16 protein-coding genes are annotated in these 15385 nt (G+C 66.1%); 7 read left to right on the top strand and 9 right to left on the bottom strand.

Features of this window, described 5'->3' with window-relative positions; translation table 11 throughout:
* The first annotated feature begins 131 nt into the window (after positions 1-131).
* A complete protein-coding gene (locus HL671_RS02195; protein WP_012042493.1) occupies positions 132-1025 on the top strand; it encodes a LysR family transcriptional regulator in 894 nt (297 codons plus the stop codon).
* Between the two features lie 25 nt (positions 1026-1050).
* Here HL671_RS02195 and HL671_RS02190 read toward each other — a convergent pair whose 3' ends face one another.
* The 3 genes from HL671_RS02190 to HL671_RS02180 form a co-directional block, all read right to left on the bottom strand.
* Positions 1051-2991 carry a diguanylate cyclase gene (locus HL671_RS02190; protein ID WP_012042494.1) on the bottom strand — a complete coding sequence of 647 codons (1941 nt, stop codon included), beginning with the start codon at positions 2989-2991 and terminating at the stop codon, positions 1051-1053.
* Between the two features lie 530 nt (positions 2992-3521).
* Positions 3522-4421: an MBL fold metallo-hydrolase gene (locus HL671_RS02185; RefSeq protein WP_172235472.1), complete on the bottom strand. Its 900-nt coding sequence runs from the start codon at positions 4419-4421 to the stop codon at positions 3522-3524.
* A gap of 106 nt (positions 4422-4527) precedes the next feature.
* Positions 4528-5157, bottom strand: a complete 630-nt coding sequence (locus HL671_RS02180; protein ID WP_041751369.1) for a DsbA family protein — start codon at positions 5155-5157, stop codon at positions 4528-4530.
* Between the two features lie 117 nt (positions 5158-5274).
* Between HL671_RS02180 and HL671_RS02175 the strand changes: the two genes are divergently transcribed.
* Positions 5275-6186 carry a LysR family transcriptional regulator gene (locus HL671_RS02175; protein ID WP_012042498.1) on the top strand — a complete coding sequence of 304 codons (912 nt, stop codon included), beginning with the start codon at positions 5275-5277 and terminating at the stop codon, positions 6184-6186.
* Positions 6187-6201: 15 nt separating this feature from the next.
* Here the strand turns inward: HL671_RS02175 and HL671_RS02170 are convergent, their stop codons facing one another.
* The 5 genes from HL671_RS02170 to HL671_RS02150 all read right to left on the bottom strand — a co-directional run bounded on the left by HL671_RS02170 (position 6202) and on the right by HL671_RS02150 (position 9449).
* Complete coding sequence (locus HL671_RS02170; protein ID WP_172235471.1) at positions 6202-6930, bottom strand: HAD family hydrolase; 729 nt, start codon at positions 6928-6930, stop codon at positions 6202-6204.
* Positions 6931-6961: 31 nt separating this feature from the next.
* Positions 6962-7849 (bottom strand): oxygen-dependent coproporphyrinogen oxidase, encoded by an 888-nt coding sequence (hemF, locus tag HL671_RS02165; protein WP_012042500.1) that lies wholly within the window; start codon positions 7847-7849, stop codon positions 6962-6964.
* Between the two features lie 104 nt (positions 7850-7953).
* Positions 7954-8319: a 6-pyruvoyl trahydropterin synthase family protein gene (locus HL671_RS02160; RefSeq protein ID WP_172235470.1), complete on the bottom strand. Its 366-nt coding sequence runs from the start codon at positions 8317-8319 to the stop codon at positions 7954-7956.
* Positions 8320-8337: 18 nt separating this feature from the next.
* The gene (gene queE / locus HL671_RS02155; RefSeq protein WP_172235596.1) at positions 8338-8970 is read right to left on the bottom strand and encodes a 7-carboxy-7-deazaguanine synthase; all 633 of its coding nucleotides are present in this window, start codon (positions 8968-8970) and stop codon (positions 8338-8340) included.
* A gap of 2 nt (positions 8971-8972) precedes the next feature.
* Complete coding sequence (locus HL671_RS02150) at positions 8973-9449, bottom strand: tRNA (cytidine(34)-2'-O)-methyltransferase (RefSeq protein ID WP_012042503.1); 477 nt, start codon at positions 9447-9449, stop codon at positions 8973-8975.
* 268 nt (positions 9450-9717) lie between these two features.
* Here HL671_RS02150 and petA point away from each other — a divergent pair, with 268 nt between their 5' ends.
* From petA to HL671_RS02130, 4 genes are all read left to right on the top strand, one after another.
* Complete coding sequence (gene petA, locus HL671_RS02145; RefSeq protein WP_085972692.1) at positions 9718-10248, top strand: ubiquinol-cytochrome c reductase iron-sulfur subunit; 531 nt, start codon at positions 9718-9720, stop codon at positions 10246-10248.
* Positions 10249-10310: 62 nt separating this feature from the next.
* Positions 10311-12377 (top strand): cytochrome c1, encoded by a 2067-nt coding sequence (locus HL671_RS02140; RefSeq protein WP_172235469.1) that lies wholly within the window; start codon positions 10311-10313, stop codon positions 12375-12377.
* Between the two features lie 111 nt (positions 12378-12488).
* A complete protein-coding gene (locus HL671_RS02135) occupies positions 12489-12821 on the top strand; it encodes a YnfA family protein (protein ID WP_172235468.1) in 333 nt (110 codons plus the stop codon).
* 150 nt (positions 12822-12971) lie between these two features.
* Positions 12972-13646: a dienelactone hydrolase family protein gene (locus tag HL671_RS02130; RefSeq protein WP_012042507.1), complete on the top strand. Its 675-nt coding sequence runs from the start codon at positions 12972-12974 to the stop codon at positions 13644-13646.
* Positions 13647-13716: 70 nt separating this feature from the next.
* On the opposite strand, the gene HL671_RS02125 is transcribed toward HL671_RS02130, so the two are convergent.
* Complete coding sequence (locus tag HL671_RS02125; RefSeq protein ID WP_168167850.1) at positions 13717-13893, bottom strand: hypothetical protein; 177 nt, start codon at positions 13891-13893, stop codon at positions 13717-13719.
* Between the two features lie 397 nt (positions 13894-14290).
* Between HL671_RS02125 and HL671_RS02120 the strand changes: the two genes are divergently transcribed.
* Positions 14291-15349, top strand: a complete 1059-nt coding sequence (locus HL671_RS02120; RefSeq protein ID WP_172235467.1) for a hypothetical protein — start codon at positions 14291-14293, stop codon at positions 15347-15349.
* Positions 15350-15385 lie beyond the last annotated feature (36 nt).

The following is a 15385-nucleotide window of genomic DNA, read 5'->3' as shown; positions in this document are numbered from 1 at the left end:
GCCCCTCACCCGGATTGCTGCGCAATCCGACCTCTCCCCGCGAAGGGCGGGGAGAGGTTGCGCAGGCCGCGCCAGTTTTTTCACTTGGCGTTTGCTCGATCGGTGCAAGCTCGTCTGAGCGGAGTCCATTCATGCAGCGCGGCTATCTCGATCACCTCAAGGCCTTCAAGGCCGTCGGCCGCGAGCGCTCCTTCACCAAGGCCGCCGCCAAGCTTGGCGTCTCGCAATCCGCCCTCAGCCATACCATCCGCGAGCTCGAGAGCCGGCTTGGCGTGCGGCTGCTGACACGCAACACCCGCGGCGTCAACCCGACCGAGGCGGGCGAACGCCTGCTGCGCACCGTGGCGCCGCGGCTCGACGACATCGAAGCCGAGCTTGCGAGCCTCAGGGACTTCCAGGACCGGCCGGCCGGCACCATCCGGATCAGCGCCGGCGATCACGCCGTCCGCGCCATCCTGTGGCCGAAGCTCAAGCGGCTGCTCGCGGCCTATCCGGACATCAATGTGGAGTTGGTTTCGGACAACAAGCTCGTCGACATCGTCGAGGAGGGATTCGATGCCGGCGTGCGCCTCGGCGAGCAGGTTGCCAAGGACATGATTGCGGTGCGCATCAGCCCCGACATCCGCTTTGCTGTGGTCGGCGCGCCGTCCTATCTGGATGGCCGCTCTCCGCCGGAACGGCCCGATGATCTCGTTGGTCACCGCTGCATCAATCTGCGGCTGTCGACCCATGGCGGTCTTTACGCCTGGGAGTTCGAGAAGCGGGGCAAGGAGCTGAAGGTGCGGGTGGAGGGGCAACTCGCCTTCAACAGCATTTTCGAGGTCTATGAGGCGGCACTCGCCGGTTTCGGCCTGGCTTACGTTCCGGAAGACATGGTGCTGGCGGATGTTGCCGGCGGCCGACTGCGACGCCTGATCGAGGATTGGTGCGTGCCCTGGACCGGCTACCATCTCTATTACCCGATCAGCCGCCAAACCTCGGCCGCGTTCGATCTGGTCGTCGATGCGCTTCGCCATCGCCGCTGAGGCCTGTCCGCCGGTCTGATGATGGTCACGCCACGCGGGCGCCGCTCTCCGGATCGGCGGGCGCGATCGGTCTGGTCTCGGCGCGCGCAACGATGGCGTCGAGCGTCGCGACGGCCCGGCTGGTCATCTCGTCGATCGGCGGGACCATGCCGCCGGAGGCGAGCTCGACCCGGTTGCGGCCCCTCTGCTTGGCACGGTACAGCGCGCCGTCGGCGACGCGCAGGATCTCCGGCAGATCGATGCCGGCCTCGGGATAGGCGGCGACGCCGACCGAGATCGTCACCCGCGGCAGCATGCCGTCACCATAGCTGATGTTGAGCGCCTCGACGCGGGCGCGCAGCTCCTCGGCGCGCAGCGCGGCTTCCTCGATGGTGCAGTTCGGCAGCAGCACCACGAACTCCTCGCCGCCGAGGCGGCACGGCATCTCGCCGTCGGCGAACGTCGCCTTGAGGATCTCGCCGATGTGGCGCAGCACGGTGTCGCCGGCCTCGTGGCCGTGATTGTCGTTGAACGACTTGAAGTGATCGATGTCGAGTGTCACGACGCTGACCGGCGTGCGGCTGCGCGCGGCGCGCAGCAATTCGCGGCGAGCGGTCTCGATCAGGTAGCGGCGGTTGTTCAGCCCGGTCAGCGCATCGCGCAGCGACTGATCGCGCAGGCCCTCGCGCAGCTTCACGTTGGCGATGGCGATCGACAGATGCTCGGCGCAGGCGAGCCCCAGCCTTGCGCGATCGGCAAAACGCGCCTTGGCCTCGGCCTCGGTCTCCTGGCCCGTGGAGTTGTATTCGACATGCAGCAGGCCGACGGTCTCGCCATGGGCCAGGATCGGGATGCAGCAATAGTTCTCGTTGACGCCGTCATGCACGTGGTCGCAGCGGAATTCGACCTCGCTGGTGCCGTGGATGTAGACATGGCCGCGGCGCAGGCTCCAGCAATCGTCCGGATGCAGCGCGCGCGTCGTCGAGCTGCCGTTCCATTCGGCGGCGATCTCGAGCACGTCGCGGCTGTCGGCATAGATGTAGAGCGCGCCGGTGCATTCCGGCATCAGGCCACCCAGCACTGTCGAGATCATCTGGTACAGCTCCGGCTCGGACTTTGCCGATTGCAGCCATTCGCTGAGCTCCGACAAGGTCCGTGTCGCTGCGTTGAGCCGTTCGTTCTCGACCAGACTCGCGCGGAACACCGCCAGCGCCCGCGCCATCAGGCCGAGCTCGTTGGTGTGATCGGCATAGGGGATCTCGGTCTGCAGCTCGCCCTTGGCGATCGCCTCCATGCTGCGCGTGATCCGGAAGATCGGCATCGAGACGTCGTGAATCACGAAGAGCAGCGTGGCAAGCCCGATCATGATACTGACGCCGTTGACCGACCACAGCACCCAGCGAAAGATCTGCGCGTCCAGCGTTGCGCTGTTGATCGCGCTGTCCGCGCGGTGATCGGCGAGCCTGATGCCGTGCTCGACCGCATCGACCACGGCCTGGAAGAGCGGGGGCGTCTCGATGTTGACGACACGCTCCAGACGGTCGCGGTTGGCGCCGACCTCCGGCTCCAGCATGACGGCCTGCTGCTTCTGGTACATGTCCCATTTGTTGACGAACTGGTCGAACGCCATCCTCATCGGCGCGTCGTCGCCGATGCTCTCCTTGAAGCGCGCGATCTTCGCATCGACCTCGGTGGTGCGGCGGCGGAGCTCCTGCTCGGCCGCGGCACGCGGCTCGGCCGCCGTGGACAATGCGGCGCGGATCGCGACGAGGTGGGTGTGGGCGACATCGACATTGAGATCGGCGAGGGCGCGGATCTCCGGCAGCCGGTCGCGGTTGATGCTCTCGACCGCGTCCTGCAGCGCCGACAGCCGCATCGTCGCCAGCACCGACACGCCGGCCAGAATGGCCAGCAGCAGGAATACCGAGGTCAGGAGCGAGTTCCTGATCGACACGCTCAGGGAGATCTGCGGCAGATTGAGAGCCATGACACCGTCGCTGCACCAATGGCTTGCGATCGGTCGAAGCGGCGCGCACGGACTGGCGCCTTTCCCCTCCAAGCCCCGCAGCAACTACACCTGGGGGCGGATTGCGATTGGGTTACGGCGGCTCCGTAGAGCACCGGGGGGCGGCACCAATGGCGCGGCTGGTTAAGGTCGCGTGTCGCTGCAGAGTGAATTTCGTACTAACGATGCAACCGGGCACGGGGATCGGTGATCGATTCTGAAGAGATGGGCAATCGCGGCACGGTCGTCTGCCAATGAGTTCCTCCGTCATGCCCGGGCTTGTCCCGCCGGCGCGGCCGAAGCCGCTCCGGCGCGGCGAAGGCTCCGGGCATCCGCGTCGTTCCGCAGGCGCCGGGCGACGTGGATGGCCGGGACACGCCCGGCCATGACGACGTGAAAACAGACCAGAGCCATACGCAGAGCGCCTTATACGACAGTCCTAAGGCGCGGGGCGGATGCCCCGGGCCAGGTGCAGCCTTGTCGTGCTTGCTACGATGATCGCGCCGTCCGAGTCAGCCCCACTTCATCTCGCCCTTCGCGACCTTGGCGCCGATGTCGAGCGCGATGCCCATGCCGAGGCCGGGGAATTTCGCCTCCATCGCGGCCTTCAGCGCCGCGGCGTCCTTGGCCTTGGCGAGCTCGTCCTCGAACGCGATGAGATAGGCCTTGGTGTGCCGAACGCCGGACAGGCCGGTGGCAGCGTCCGGGGCAGCATGGCCGGCAACCACCACGGCCGGAGCGCGTGCGATGATCGTGTCGAGGGTCGCGACCCAGGCGGCGCGCTGCTCCTTGCTCGGGGTGTCGGCGGTCCAGACATGCACGCCCGAGAAGATCATGACGCCGCCGAACACGGCCTTGAGCGAGGGCACCCAGAGATAACGCCGGTTGGCGAGCCCCTCGGCTGCGACGATCTCGATCGTCTCGCCATCGACCGACAGCGACGGGCCATCGAACGGCTCGGGCAGAACGATGTCGGCCATCGTCTGCGGGCCGTTCTCCTTCAGTTGCGGCCCCCAGACCGCGAGCTTCTTCTCGACATTGCCCTTGATCGCCTCGACGGTCGCCGTGGCGGCGAGCACCTTCACGCCGGGGAACGCCTCGCGGATCGGCTTGAGGCTGAAGTAGTAGTCAGGATCCGACTGGCTGACATAGATCGCCGTCAGCGACTTGCCGCTCGCCTTGATCGCGGCCGCCACCGCGCGGCCATCCGGATAGCTGAAGCCGCCATCGATCAGCAGCGCTTCGGTCGGGCCCGAGAGCAGCACGGGTGCGCGGAAGAAGCCGTTCGGGCCGGCCGGAAAATGCGTCCAGCTCAGCTTGCTGTCGGCGGCACGGCCCGTCACGGACGCGCCGAGAATGGCCGCGGCAGTCCCTGCAAGAGTGGTCGTCATGATCTGTCTCCGGGTCGGCATCTCAGTCTCCTTGGTGTTGTGAAAGGATGAAGCCGGGCAGTCGACGGCGCTCCGGCCGTGCGCGACGGCCGGGTGACGTGTGCCGGGCGAAGGTGAGCTGGTTGGCTCAGGAAGCTCCGAGCTGCGCGAGCAGGCCGTCGATCGGCTGGTACAACACGTTGCCGGGCAGGGGCCTCTGGTCCGTGCCGTCCCCGGCCAGCAGGGCCGGTACGCCGGACAAGCCGTGGCGCCGCATCAGGGCCTGCGCGGTCTGGATGCGGCGGCCATAGGCTTCGACGAGCAACGGGTCGCGCGCCAGCATGCGTTCGGCGGCCTCTGCGAAGCCTGCCGATCGAAGGACCTCGCTGACGCCCGCGGCGCTCACGATGTCCTGGCCGTGCACATAGCGCGCGAGCTGCAGCTCCTTCAGCGCCGTGAGCTCCCGGTCGGGCTCGGTGACGTGGACCGCCGTCAGGCCGAGGGACGCGGCGGTCGAGTCGAATGCGCCGCCGGCGCCGAGAATGCGGGTGCGGTAGGCGTCGGTGAAGCGCTGTCCGGTCAGCTTGGCGATGCGCTGATCGTTGCTCCAGGCATATTCGGCAAATTGCGCGTCCATCCGGCCGGCGCCCCGGCCCGCGAACAGGCCGGTGGGCAGCAGCTCGAGCGCGACCGTGTGGCGGGCAGCGAGCTTCTCGAGCACCGGGCCGGCCCCGTAGCACCAGCCGCAGAGCGGATCGAACAGATAGGTCAGTCGCATCTCCAGAACCCTGTCTCGGATCGCCATGGCGCTCACATAGCCCGATCTCCTTTGTTGAGAAAGGCAGCATAATCGGACAGACTGTATGCCAAAGACTGACAATCACATCGGGGCAACATGGAGCCGATCAATCTCAATCGCCTCGTCTATTTCGCGGCCGTGGTCGACGCCGCGTCCTTCACCCGCGCGGCCGGCCGGCTCGGGATCAGCAAGGCCGTGGTCAGCCAGCAGGTCGCGCAGCTCGAGCGCGAGCTCAGAACCGACCTGCTGGTGCGGACCACGCGCCGGGTCGAGCCGACCGAGGCCGGCCGTCTGCTGCACGCCCGATGCGCCGCGATCCTGCGCGAGGCGGAGAGCGCGATGGCCGAGCTGGCGCAGACCAATGCTGCGCCGATGGGCCTGTTGCGGATCGCCGCGCCGAACGACTACGGCACCTGCACGCTCGCCCCGATCGTGACGGCGTTCTCGCGGGCCTATCCGGCCTGCCGGGTCGAACTGATCCTGTCCGACAGCAAGATCGACCTCGTCGCGAGCCAGATCGATCTCTCGATCCGCGTCGGATGGCTCGACGATTCGACCCTGCAGACCCGGCGGATCGGCAGCTTTCGTCAGTTGCTGGTGGCCGCTCCGAACGCGATCAAGCGCGTCGCGCATCCGCGCGACCTGGCCGCGCTGCCCTTCATTGCGAACACGGCGCTGAAGGAGCCGCTCACATGGCAGTTCACGAAAGGGAGTGCCGCGCGGGAAATCGTGCAGATGAGCCAGACGCTGACCATCAACACGACGCCGGCCGTGCTCGCCGCGACCCTGGCCGGCGGCGGCCTCGCGGTGCTGCCCGATTTCCTGATCGGCGACGATCTCGCGGCCGGCCGCCTTGTGCCCATCCTGCCGTCCTGGACGCTGCCGTCCGGCGGCATCCATGCGGTGTTTCCGGCGGCGCGCTTTCGCGCGCCAAAGGTGACCGCGTTCGTGGCGATGCTGATGGACGAGCACAAACGCCCGGCTGCAAGACGCCCGAGCCCGCGATGAGCGCAGCGCGCCGGATCACCGCGCCGGCACGAGCTCCGTCAGCGAGCGGATGATGCGGTCGGGCTTCACATGCGTGCCTTCGGGCAGGCCGTCGCCATGGACGTCGATCCAGATCGAATAGATGCCGAGCCGCTGCGGCGCCTCGATCTCCCATTCCAGATTGTCGCCAATCATCCAGGTGTCCTCGGGACCGACGCCGAGCCGCTCCATCGCATGCAGATAAGCGCGTTCCTCGGGCTTGCCGAAGCCGTGCTCGCCCTCGATCTGGATGTGGTCGAAGCGGTGCGCCAGCGCGAAGCGCTCGATCTTGGCGCGCTGCTGGTCGGCGGCGCCATTCGTCACCAGCGCGAGCCTGACGCCGCGCGCCTTGAACGTATCGATCGCCTCATGAGCGCCGGGGAAGATGAACATCTGCTCGTCGCGATAGGCGGTGAAGCGGTCGGCGATGCGGATCGCAAGCTCGGTCGGCAGTGCCGGGCCGTGGCTTGCCAGCGCAGCGAAGCCGCCCTTCACGACCTCCTGCCGCGCCTGGATCAGCTTCATCCGCCATTCGGCGCCGGCGACCGACCAGAAGCTGCGCGCCGAGCCGACGATGGCCGCCGCCACGGCTTGCGGCGCGTGCGGCAGGAGTTCGTCGGCGAACTCGGTGGCGACGATATTCCAGGCGATCTCTGGCCGGCCATAGGCCGAGAGAATGGTGTCGTCCATGTCGATCAACATGGCGCGGGGGAGGGAAGCGGTCATAGTGGATTTACGCGTCGAGTGAAGGAGAGTTTCACGGCCATTTCACCTCGGGGGGCATCGAGGACAGGATCGACTCGACGTTGCCGCCGGTCTTCAACCCGAAGGTCGTGCCGCGGTCATAGAGCAGGTTGAATTCGACATAGCGGCCGCGTCGGATCAGCTGCTCCTCGCGGTCCGCCTCGGTCCATGCTGCGCCGAAATTGCGCCGGACCAGCTCCGGATAGACCTTCAGGAAGGCCCGGCCGACATCCTGGGTGAAGGCGAGATCGGCCTCCCAGTCGCCGGAATCATGATGGTCGTAGAAGATGCCGCCGATGCCGCGCGGCTCCTTGCGATGGGGCAGATAGAAATATTCGTCGCACCAGCGCTTGTACTTGTCATACGGGGCCACCGTGGCGTGCGCATCGCAGGCGCCCTGCAACGCCGCGTGGAAGGCGAGCGTGTCCGGATCCTCTTGATTGCGGCGGCGGTCCAGCACCGGGGTGAGGTCGGCGCCGCCACCGAACCAGGCCTTGGTGGTGACGACAAAGCGGGTGTTCATGTGCACGGCCGGCACGTGCGGCGACCACAGATGCGCGATCAGGGAGATGCCCGAGGCCCAGAACCGCGGGTCCTCGGACGCGCCGGGGATCTGGCTGCGGAATTCCGGGGCGAACTCGCCATGCACGGTGGAGCAGTGCACGCCGACCTTTTCGAACAGCCGCCCGTGCATCATGCCCATGACGCCGCCGCCGCCCGGCGCGCCGCTATGGTCGGTGCGCTGCCAGGGCGTGCGCACGAAGCGGCCGGGCTGGCGCGGATAGAGCGCGGCCGGCGCCTCGTCCTCGAGCTGTTCGAACGCGGCGCAAATCTGGTCGCGCAGGCTCTCGAACCAGGCGCGGGCGCGGGCCTTGCGATCCTCGATAGCGGCAGTGGTCATGAACCTTCCCCTGGCACATTGTCGTTCACGCTGCTGTCAAGAGAGGGTGACAGCTGTCGGTGACAGCGCTGTTGTCGCTGCAGGTGAAGTCCTACCACAAGTGATCAGCCCTGCGGACCGAAATAGGTGCAGGTCTCCCGGCAGCTGTCACGGTGGACGCTGACCTTGGTGACGTGGCCGATGGAGCGGACGCGCTCATAGATGAAGCGTGACAGGTTCTCCAGCGTCGGCAGCCCGATCGCCTCGATCTTGTTCAAGAACTTATGGTCGAGCATGGCTTGGATCTCGCCTAAGCGCTGTGTCAGCAGGCCGAAATCGACGACCATGCCGGTCGTCGGGTCCGGCGTGCCGCGCACCGTGACCTCGGCGCGGAAGGAATGGCCGTGGATCTCCTGGCTGGCTTCCCCGAGCGTCGTATGCGCCAGCGCATGCGCGGCCTCGAAGGTGAACGATTTGGTCAATTCCCACATCGGAAGGGTCGAAGTCCTCTATCTGATGCCGATCATCTTGTGCGTCTGCAGGCTGAGCCGCCATTGCGGATGATGCTGGCAGTATTGAATCGCGCGGGCCGTGTTCGCGGCCGCCTCCGGCCCGTCCATCGGCTGCAGCGAGAAGCGTTGGAAGGCGAGGTCGGCGAACCGCTCCGGCTCGGCGCCGTCCTGCGGATAGACCAGCTTCAGCTCATGGCCCTGCTGCAGCTTCAACTCTGCGCCGGCTTTCGGACTGACGCAGATCCAGTCGATGCCGTCCGGCGGAATGAGCGTGCCGTTGGTCTCGATCCCGACCGCGAAGTCCCGCGCATGCAGCGCCGCGATCAGGTCCGCATCGACCTGCAGCAGCGGCTCGCCGCCGGTGAGGATCGTATAGCGGTCGGCCGCACCGCCTGTCCATTGCCCGGCGATGGCGGCGGCAAGTGCAGCGGCATCGTCGTAACGCCCGCCGAACGTTCCGTCGGTACCGACGAAATCGGTGTCGCAGAACCGGCACGTCGCGGTTGCGCGATCGGCCTCGCGTCCGCTCCACAGGTTGCAGCCGGCGAAGCGGCAGAACACGGCAGCACGCCCCGCCTGGGCGCCTTCGCCCTGCAGGGTCATGAATATTTCCTTCACCGCGTAGCTCACGCTCACGCCCCCTCAGATTGCAATTGGACGAAATGTCCAACCTGGCGCAGTGCTTCGCCCGCGGCCATCGCGGCGGCCATGGCGACGTTGAGCGAGCGCAGGCCGGGCCTCAGCGGAATGCGCAGCCGCGCGTCGGCGACCTCCGCCACCGTGTCGGGCACGCCGGCGCTCTCGCGCCCGAGCAGCAGGATGTCGTCCGCCTTGTAGCTGAAATCCAGGTAGGAGGTTGCCGCCTTGGTCGTGAACAGCAGCAGCCGGTGGCCCTGCGCGGCCCGCCAGTCCTCGAAGGCGCTCCAGGAATCGTGCCTCCGCCACGCGAGATGATCGAGATAGTCCATGCCGGCGCGGCGAAACTGCCGGTCCGAGACGGCGAAGCCGGCCGGCTCGATGATGTGGGCCGCGAGCCCGAGGCAGGCGCACAGGCGCAGAATCGTTCCGGTGTTTTGCGGAATGTCGGGCTGATAGAGCGCGATCTGCATGCGAATTGGTCTTAAGAATTGGGCGGAACATCCGCTTGGTGAGCGGGAATTGGTGCATGGCGTGCTGCGGGGCCGATAGCGGGCTTGCGCTCGTATCGCAAGGGTGCCAATAGAACGATTCTGGACGGCTTGTTCCCCACCAGGGGCGGTGGCATGAGCTGTTTTCTGCCGCCGCGGGGGACGCGGGCGCCGGCAGGCATCTCCCGATCACGTGCATTCCAACGTCGAGCGGGGCGGTTCCACCGGCTGCAACGAAGAAAGGGTTGGAATCGTGACAGCGTCTACTGCGGATCATCCGACACGCCGGGATTTTCTTTACGTCGCCACGGGCGCAGCCGCGGCGGTCGGTGGCGTGGCCACCCTGTGGCCCTTCATCTCTCAGATGAATCCCGATGCCTCGACCATCGCCGCCGGTGCGCCGATCGAGGTCGATCTTTCGCCGATCGCCGAAGGACAGGACATCAAGGTGTTCTGGCGCGGCAAGCCGATCTACATCTCCCACCGCACCAAGAAGCAGGTCGAGGAGGTCCGCAAGGTTCCGGTCTCGAGCCTGATCGATCCGGCGACCGACCAGTCCCGCACCAAGGACGGCCATGAGCAGTGGCTCGTCGTGATCGGCATCTGCACGCATCTCGGCTGCATCCCGATCGCCCATGAAGGCAATTACGACGGCTTCTTCTGCCCCTGCCACGGCTCGCAATACGACGCCTCCGGGCGCGTCCGCCAGGGACCGGCGCCGCTCAACCTGCCTGTCCCGCCCTATCAGTTCGTTTCCGACACCAAGATCCAGATCGGCTGAGCGGACGTTACGTCCGCAAGCTCAAGCTCGATCGTGCAAGATAATTCTTTCAGGAACGCATCATGAGTGGACCTTCGAACTATCAGCCGAGCCATCCCGCCTTGAAGTGGCTCGAGCAGCGACTCCCCATCATCGGCCTGGTCCACTCGTCCTTCGTTGCCTATCCGACACCGCGGAACCTGAACTACTGGTGGACGTTCGGCGCGATCCTGTCGATGATGCTGGGCGTGCAGATCATCACCGGCGTCATCCTGGCGATGCATTACACGCCGCACGCCGATCTGGCCTTCAAATCGGTCGAGCTGATCGTCCGCGACGTGAACTACGGCTGGCTGATCCGCAACATGCATGCCTGCGGCGCATCCATGTTCTTCCTCGCCGTCTATATCCATATGTTCCGCGGCCTCTATTACGGGTCGTATAAGGCGCCGCGCGAGGTGCTCTGGATCCTCGGCGTCATCATCTACCTGTTGATGATGGCGACCGGCTTCATGGGCTACGTGCTGCCGTGGGGCCAGATGAGCTTCTGGGGCGCCACCGTCATCACCAATCTGTTCTCGGCCGTACCCTATTTCGGTGAGAGCATCGTGACCCTGCTGTGGGGCGGTTATTCGGTCGGCAACCCGACCCTGAACCGCTTCTTCGCGCTGCATTACCTGCTGCCGTTCCTGATCGCCGGCGTGGTCGTGCTGCACGTCTGGGCCCTGCACGTCGCCGGCCAGAACAACCCGGCCGGCGTCGAGCCCAAGACCGAAAAGGACATGGTGCCGTTCACGCCCTATGCGACGATCAAGGACTTCTTCGGCGTCACCTGCTTCCTGATCTTCTATTCCTGGTTCATCTTCTACATGCCGAACTATCTCGGCGAGGCCGACAACTACATCCCGGCGAACCCGGCGGTGACGCCGGCGCACATCGTGCCCGAATGGTACTACCTGCCGTTCTACGCGATCCTGCGCTCGATCCCGAACAAGCTCGCCGGCGTGGTGGCGATGTTCTCCGCGATCATCGTGCTGGTGTTCCTGCCCTGGCTGGACTCGGCCAAGACCCGTTCGAACAAGTACCGTCCGCTCGGCAAGCAGTTCTTCTGGATCTTCTTCGTCGTCTGCATCGGCCTCGGCTATCTCGGCGCGCAGCCGCCGGAGGGCGTCTATGTCGTGCTCGGCCGCATCCTGACGGTGCTGTACTTCGCCTACTTCCTGATCGTGCTGCCGCTGCTCGCCCGGATCGAGCGGCCGCGGCCGTTGCCGAACTCGATCGCCGACGACGTGCTGGCGAAGTCAGGCCGCAAGGCTGTGGCCACGGCGGTGGTTGGGCTTGTTGCCGCATTGTCGCTGCTCGCCGGAAGCACCGGCGACGCCCGCGCCAGCGAAGGCCAGGAGAACCCGCCGTCGGCGAAGTGGTCGTTTGCCGGTCCGTTCGGCACCTTCGATCGCGGCGCCGTGCAGCGAGGTCTCAAGGTCTACAAGGAAGTCTGCTCGAACTGCCACTCGCTGCAATATATCGCGTTCCGCAATCTGTCGGAGCCCGGCGGCCCCGGCTACACGCCGGCGCAGGCGGCGGCCTTCGCGGCCGAGTACAAGATCAAGGACGGTCCGAACGACGCCGGCGACATGTTCGAGCGTCCGGGCCGTCCGGCGGACTATTTCCCGTCGCCGTTCCCGAACGAGCAGGCGGCGCGTGCGGCCAATGGCGGCGCGGCTCCGCCGGACCTGTCGCTGATCGCCAAGGCCCGTTCCTACAAGCGCGGCTTTCCCTGGTTCCTGATCGACTTCTTCACCCAGTTCCAGGAGCAGGGCCCGAACTATGTCAACGCGCTGCTGCAGGGTTATGAAGAGACCCCGCCGCACGGCGTCACCATCCCGGAAGGTTCGTACTACAACAAGTACTTCCCCGGCCATGCCATCAAGATGCCGCCGCCGTTGTCGGACGGTCAGGTGACCTTCGATGACGGCTCGCCGGCCACCGTGAAGCAATATGCCCACGACGTGGCGACCTTCCTGATGTGGACCGCGGAGCCGCACATGGAAGCCCGCAAGCGGCTTGGCTATCAGGTGTTTGTGTTCCTGATCATCTTCGCCGGTCTGATGTACTTCACCAAGAAGCGCGTCTGGGCCGCCGCGCACTAGAGACGCACGGCCATCACGGCATGAGATCGAAAAAGCCCCCAGCTGGGGGCTTTTTTGTTTTGGCAGTCGGCTCGTCGCCGCCAATTGCGCGATCTGGCAGAGGAGGGACGCATGACATCATGGCTGGCCTTTGCAGGTGCGGCAGTGCTCGAGATCGTCGGCTGCTTTGCGTTCTGGGCGTGGTTGCGGCTCGGCCAGTCGGTGCTGTGGCTGCTGCCCGGAATGGCCGCGCTCGCCGGCTTCGCCGCGCTGCTCACCATCGCCGAGAGCCCGCTCGCCGGCCGCGCCTATGCCGCCTATGGCGGCATCTACATCACCGCGGCGCTGCTGTGGGGCTGGCTGGTCGAGGGCCATCGCCCCGATGGCTGGGACGTCACCGGTGCGGTCATCTGCCTGATCGGCATGGCCGTCATCCTGTTCGCCCCGCGCGCGATGCCGGCGTAGCGTGCCGATGTCGCGCCCCGGATGTCGCCGCACTTATCCGGCTCTCGACATGCTCACGTTCCGGCGAAGCCGATCGGCTGCAGTCGCGCGCGACACATATTTGCGGTAAACCGCATCCCCAACACCCCAACAGAAAATGCGGAGGATCACATGGGCACACTGATCAGCTTCAAGCGCCCCGACGGGCAGGAGGCCAAGGGCTATCTGGCCAAGGCCGCGCAGGCCGATGCGCCGGGCGTCGTCGTCATCCAGGAATGGTGGGGCCTGCAGGACCAGATCAAGGGGATGTGCGACCGCTTTGCGCTGGCCGGCTTCAACGCGCTGGCGCCCGATCTCTACAAGGGCACGGTGGTGCCGTATCACGACACGGACGCGGCCGGGCGCGAGATGAACTCGCTCGATTTCATGGATGCGACCACGCAGACCGTGCGCGGCGCGGCGCAATATCTGGCCCGCAACGGCGCCAAGGTCGGCCTGACCGGCTTCTGCCTCGGCGGCGCGGTGACGATCATCGGTGCGACCAGGATCGATGAGCTCACGGCCGGCGTCGTGTTCTACGGCATTCCGCCGGAGCAGGCGGCCAAGCCCGCCGACGTCAAGATCCCGCTGCAGGCGCATTTCGCCAACAAGGACGATTGGTGCACGCCGGCGCTGGTCGATGGCTTCGAGGCGGCGATGAAGGCGGCCGGCAAGTCGCTCGAGCTCTACCGCTACGATGCGGAGCATGCCTTCGTGAACGAGCAGCGCATGACGGTGCATGATCGCGCCGCCGCCGAGCTTGCCTGGGGCCGCGCCACGGCGTTCTTCCACAAGCATCTCGGGTAAGTAAGCTGAACGCGGTGGGCCCCGCCCATCGGAAACGATCGCGCCGCGCGGCTCAGACCGCGCGGGCGGTCTAGATCTCGGTCGACGACGGCTCGGCCTCGTCGGCCGCCGGCGCGGTGTCGGCCGGATCGAGCGGGTCAGCGATGGTCGGCCCGTCGACGGAGCGCCGCCGACGCTTCGTCCGCTTCGCCTGCGCTTCGAGGAAGCAATCGAGCAGCGTCTGCTGCTTCGGGAGCGCATGCGACACTGAAGGCTGTTTGCCGCGGGCCATGTTAACCAAGGTAATTCAATATGGTTAACCAATCATTGCCATACTATTGCAGGGAAACAACGGTGCTGCCCCCGGGCCGGGTCAAGTTATGTAACTTTTTCGGGTCACGGCAACCAAGAGTGGGTAATTAATGCTCACTGCACGCGCGCAACATGAGGTTGTGAGGTTCGTCACACCCCTTGGCTGCAGCTTCCGCGCCGTCGGACACGGCCCTATGCCCGCGAATCACCATTGATTCGACGCCGGCTGAGCGCCGATCATGGTCGCCCGGAATGGGGCTCGTTCGTTCAATGAGCGCAATCGCGTCGTCTCCGTTGCGTAGCCGAAACAATCTGAGGTAGTAGTTTCTGTCCTTCTGCTGACGGAGAGAGACGTGCGTGTGGCCTTTGCGCTCGCCGGGCTGGGCGGCCTGAACGCCCATGGCGCCGGCTTCCTCGACACCGCCCGGGCCTGGGGCGTCGCGCCGGATCTGGTCACGGCGACCTCGGGCCAGATCCTGGTGCTGTCGGCCTGGCTGCAGGGCCTCGATCTGCGCCAGCAGCTGATCTCCGCGGATCGCCTCCGCGATCAGACGTCGCAGCTGCGCACCTTGATGTTCGGCTATCCCGGTGTGTTCCGTCCGGCCTATGCCGAGGCGCTGGCGCGTTTTGTGGCCTGGCCGGACTGGCGCGACGGCCCGTTCAACGTCCTCGCCGACCGGCTGCTGCCGGCGCAGCAATATGTCCCGGTGCGCAGCGAGGCCGACTTCGCGCAGGCCGCCGCGACCTTGAACGGGACGTCGATCGGTGTCGTATTCAACACCTACGATCCCGAGTCCGGCACCGGACTCCTCTACGGCAACGACGCCGCGCGCGCGCTGCTGCCCTCCGAGAAGTCGATTGCCAACACCCACGCGGCGCAGGCGCGGCAGTCCGCGGCCAAGCGTGACCTGCGCTACGCCTCCGATGTCGCGGCCGAACGCGCCCTCCATCCGATCACGCCGGAGGCGATCAAGGCCGCGCTGTGGCTGTCGCTGTACGGCTTCACCAGGCTGCCCCAGGGACAGATGGATGGCGCCTATCACCGCGCCAGCATCATCTCCGAACTGCACGGCTTCGATCGCGTTTTCGCCGTGCGTCCGCTCGCCAATGGCTGGCGGGGCGAGACGCCGCAGAACTGGTTCGAGGTGCAGGACTGGACCACCGAGATGTGGTTCTCGGTCGGCTACAAGGCGGAGGTCGATGCGCTCAAGCGCATCAACGACCTGATCGCGGCGGGCGTCATCACCGATCCCAAATACAGGCGCGTTGATCTGGTCGAGATCCAGCCGGAAACGCCGGCCGGCTATTTCAACTACTTTGTCGAGCGTGGCGAAGTGTACGAGAATGCGGTCATCGCGACGGAGCTGAAGTTTGCTGAACTCGGGATGGTGAGGCCGACAGAGCAGGCGTAGCGCGCGAACAGATCGCAGCGATGGAGTCCGCCCCGC

The sequence above is a fragment of the Bradyrhizobium denitrificans genome (genome assembly GCF_013179005.1).
Lineage (GTDB): Bacteria > Pseudomonadota > Alphaproteobacteria > Rhizobiales > Xanthobacteraceae > Bradyrhizobium > Bradyrhizobium denitrificans.
Note: the sequence above shows the minus strand (reverse complement) of the source record. Positions and strands in the feature narration are given on the sequence as shown.

Bases quoted from the DNA above. Each gene is read 5' to 3' on its own strand.
- HL671_RS02185 (WP_172235472.1), bottom strand. From the start codon at position 4,421: ATGCCGACCCGGAGACAGATCATGACGACCACTCTTGCAGGGACTGCC.
- hemF (WP_012042500.1), bottom strand. From the start codon at position 7,849: ATGACCACTGCCGCTATCGAGGATCGCAAGGCCCGCGCCCGCGCCTGG.
- HL671_RS02170 (WP_172235471.1), bottom strand. From the start codon at position 6,930: ATGACCGCTTCCCTCCCCCGCGCCATGTTGATCGACATGGACGACACC.
- HL671_RS02140 (WP_172235469.1), top strand. From the start codon at position 10,311: ATGAGTGGACCTTCGAACTATCAGCCGAGCCATCCCGCCTTGAAGTGG.
- HL671_RS02195 (WP_012042493.1), top strand. From the start codon at position 132: ATGCAGCGCGGCTATCTCGATCACCTCAAGGCCTTCAAGGCCGTCGGC.
- HL671_RS02180 (WP_041751369.1), bottom strand. From the start codon at position 5,157: ATGCGACTGACCTATCTGTTCGATCCGCTCTGCGGCTGGTGCTACGGG.
- HL671_RS02190 (WP_012042494.1), bottom strand. From the start codon at position 2,991: ATGGCTCTCAATCTGCCGCAGATCTCCCTGAGCGTGTCGATCAGGAAC.
- HL671_RS02150 (WP_012042503.1), bottom strand. From the start codon at position 9,449: ATGCAGATCGCGCTCTATCAGCCCGACATTCCGCAAAACACCGGAACG.
- HL671_RS02135 (WP_172235468.1), top strand. From the start codon at position 12,489: ATGACATCATGGCTGGCCTTTGCAGGTGCGGCAGTGCTCGAGATCGTC.
- HL671_RS02130 (WP_012042507.1), top strand. From the start codon at position 12,972: ATGGGCACACTGATCAGCTTCAAGCGCCCCGACGGGCAGGAGGCCAAG.
- HL671_RS02160 (WP_172235470.1), bottom strand. From the start codon at position 8,319: ATGTGGGAATTGACCAAATCGTTCACCTTCGAGGCCGCGCATGCGCTG.
- HL671_RS02175 (WP_012042498.1), top strand. From the start codon at position 5,275: ATGGAGCCGATCAATCTCAATCGCCTCGTCTATTTCGCGGCCGTGGTC.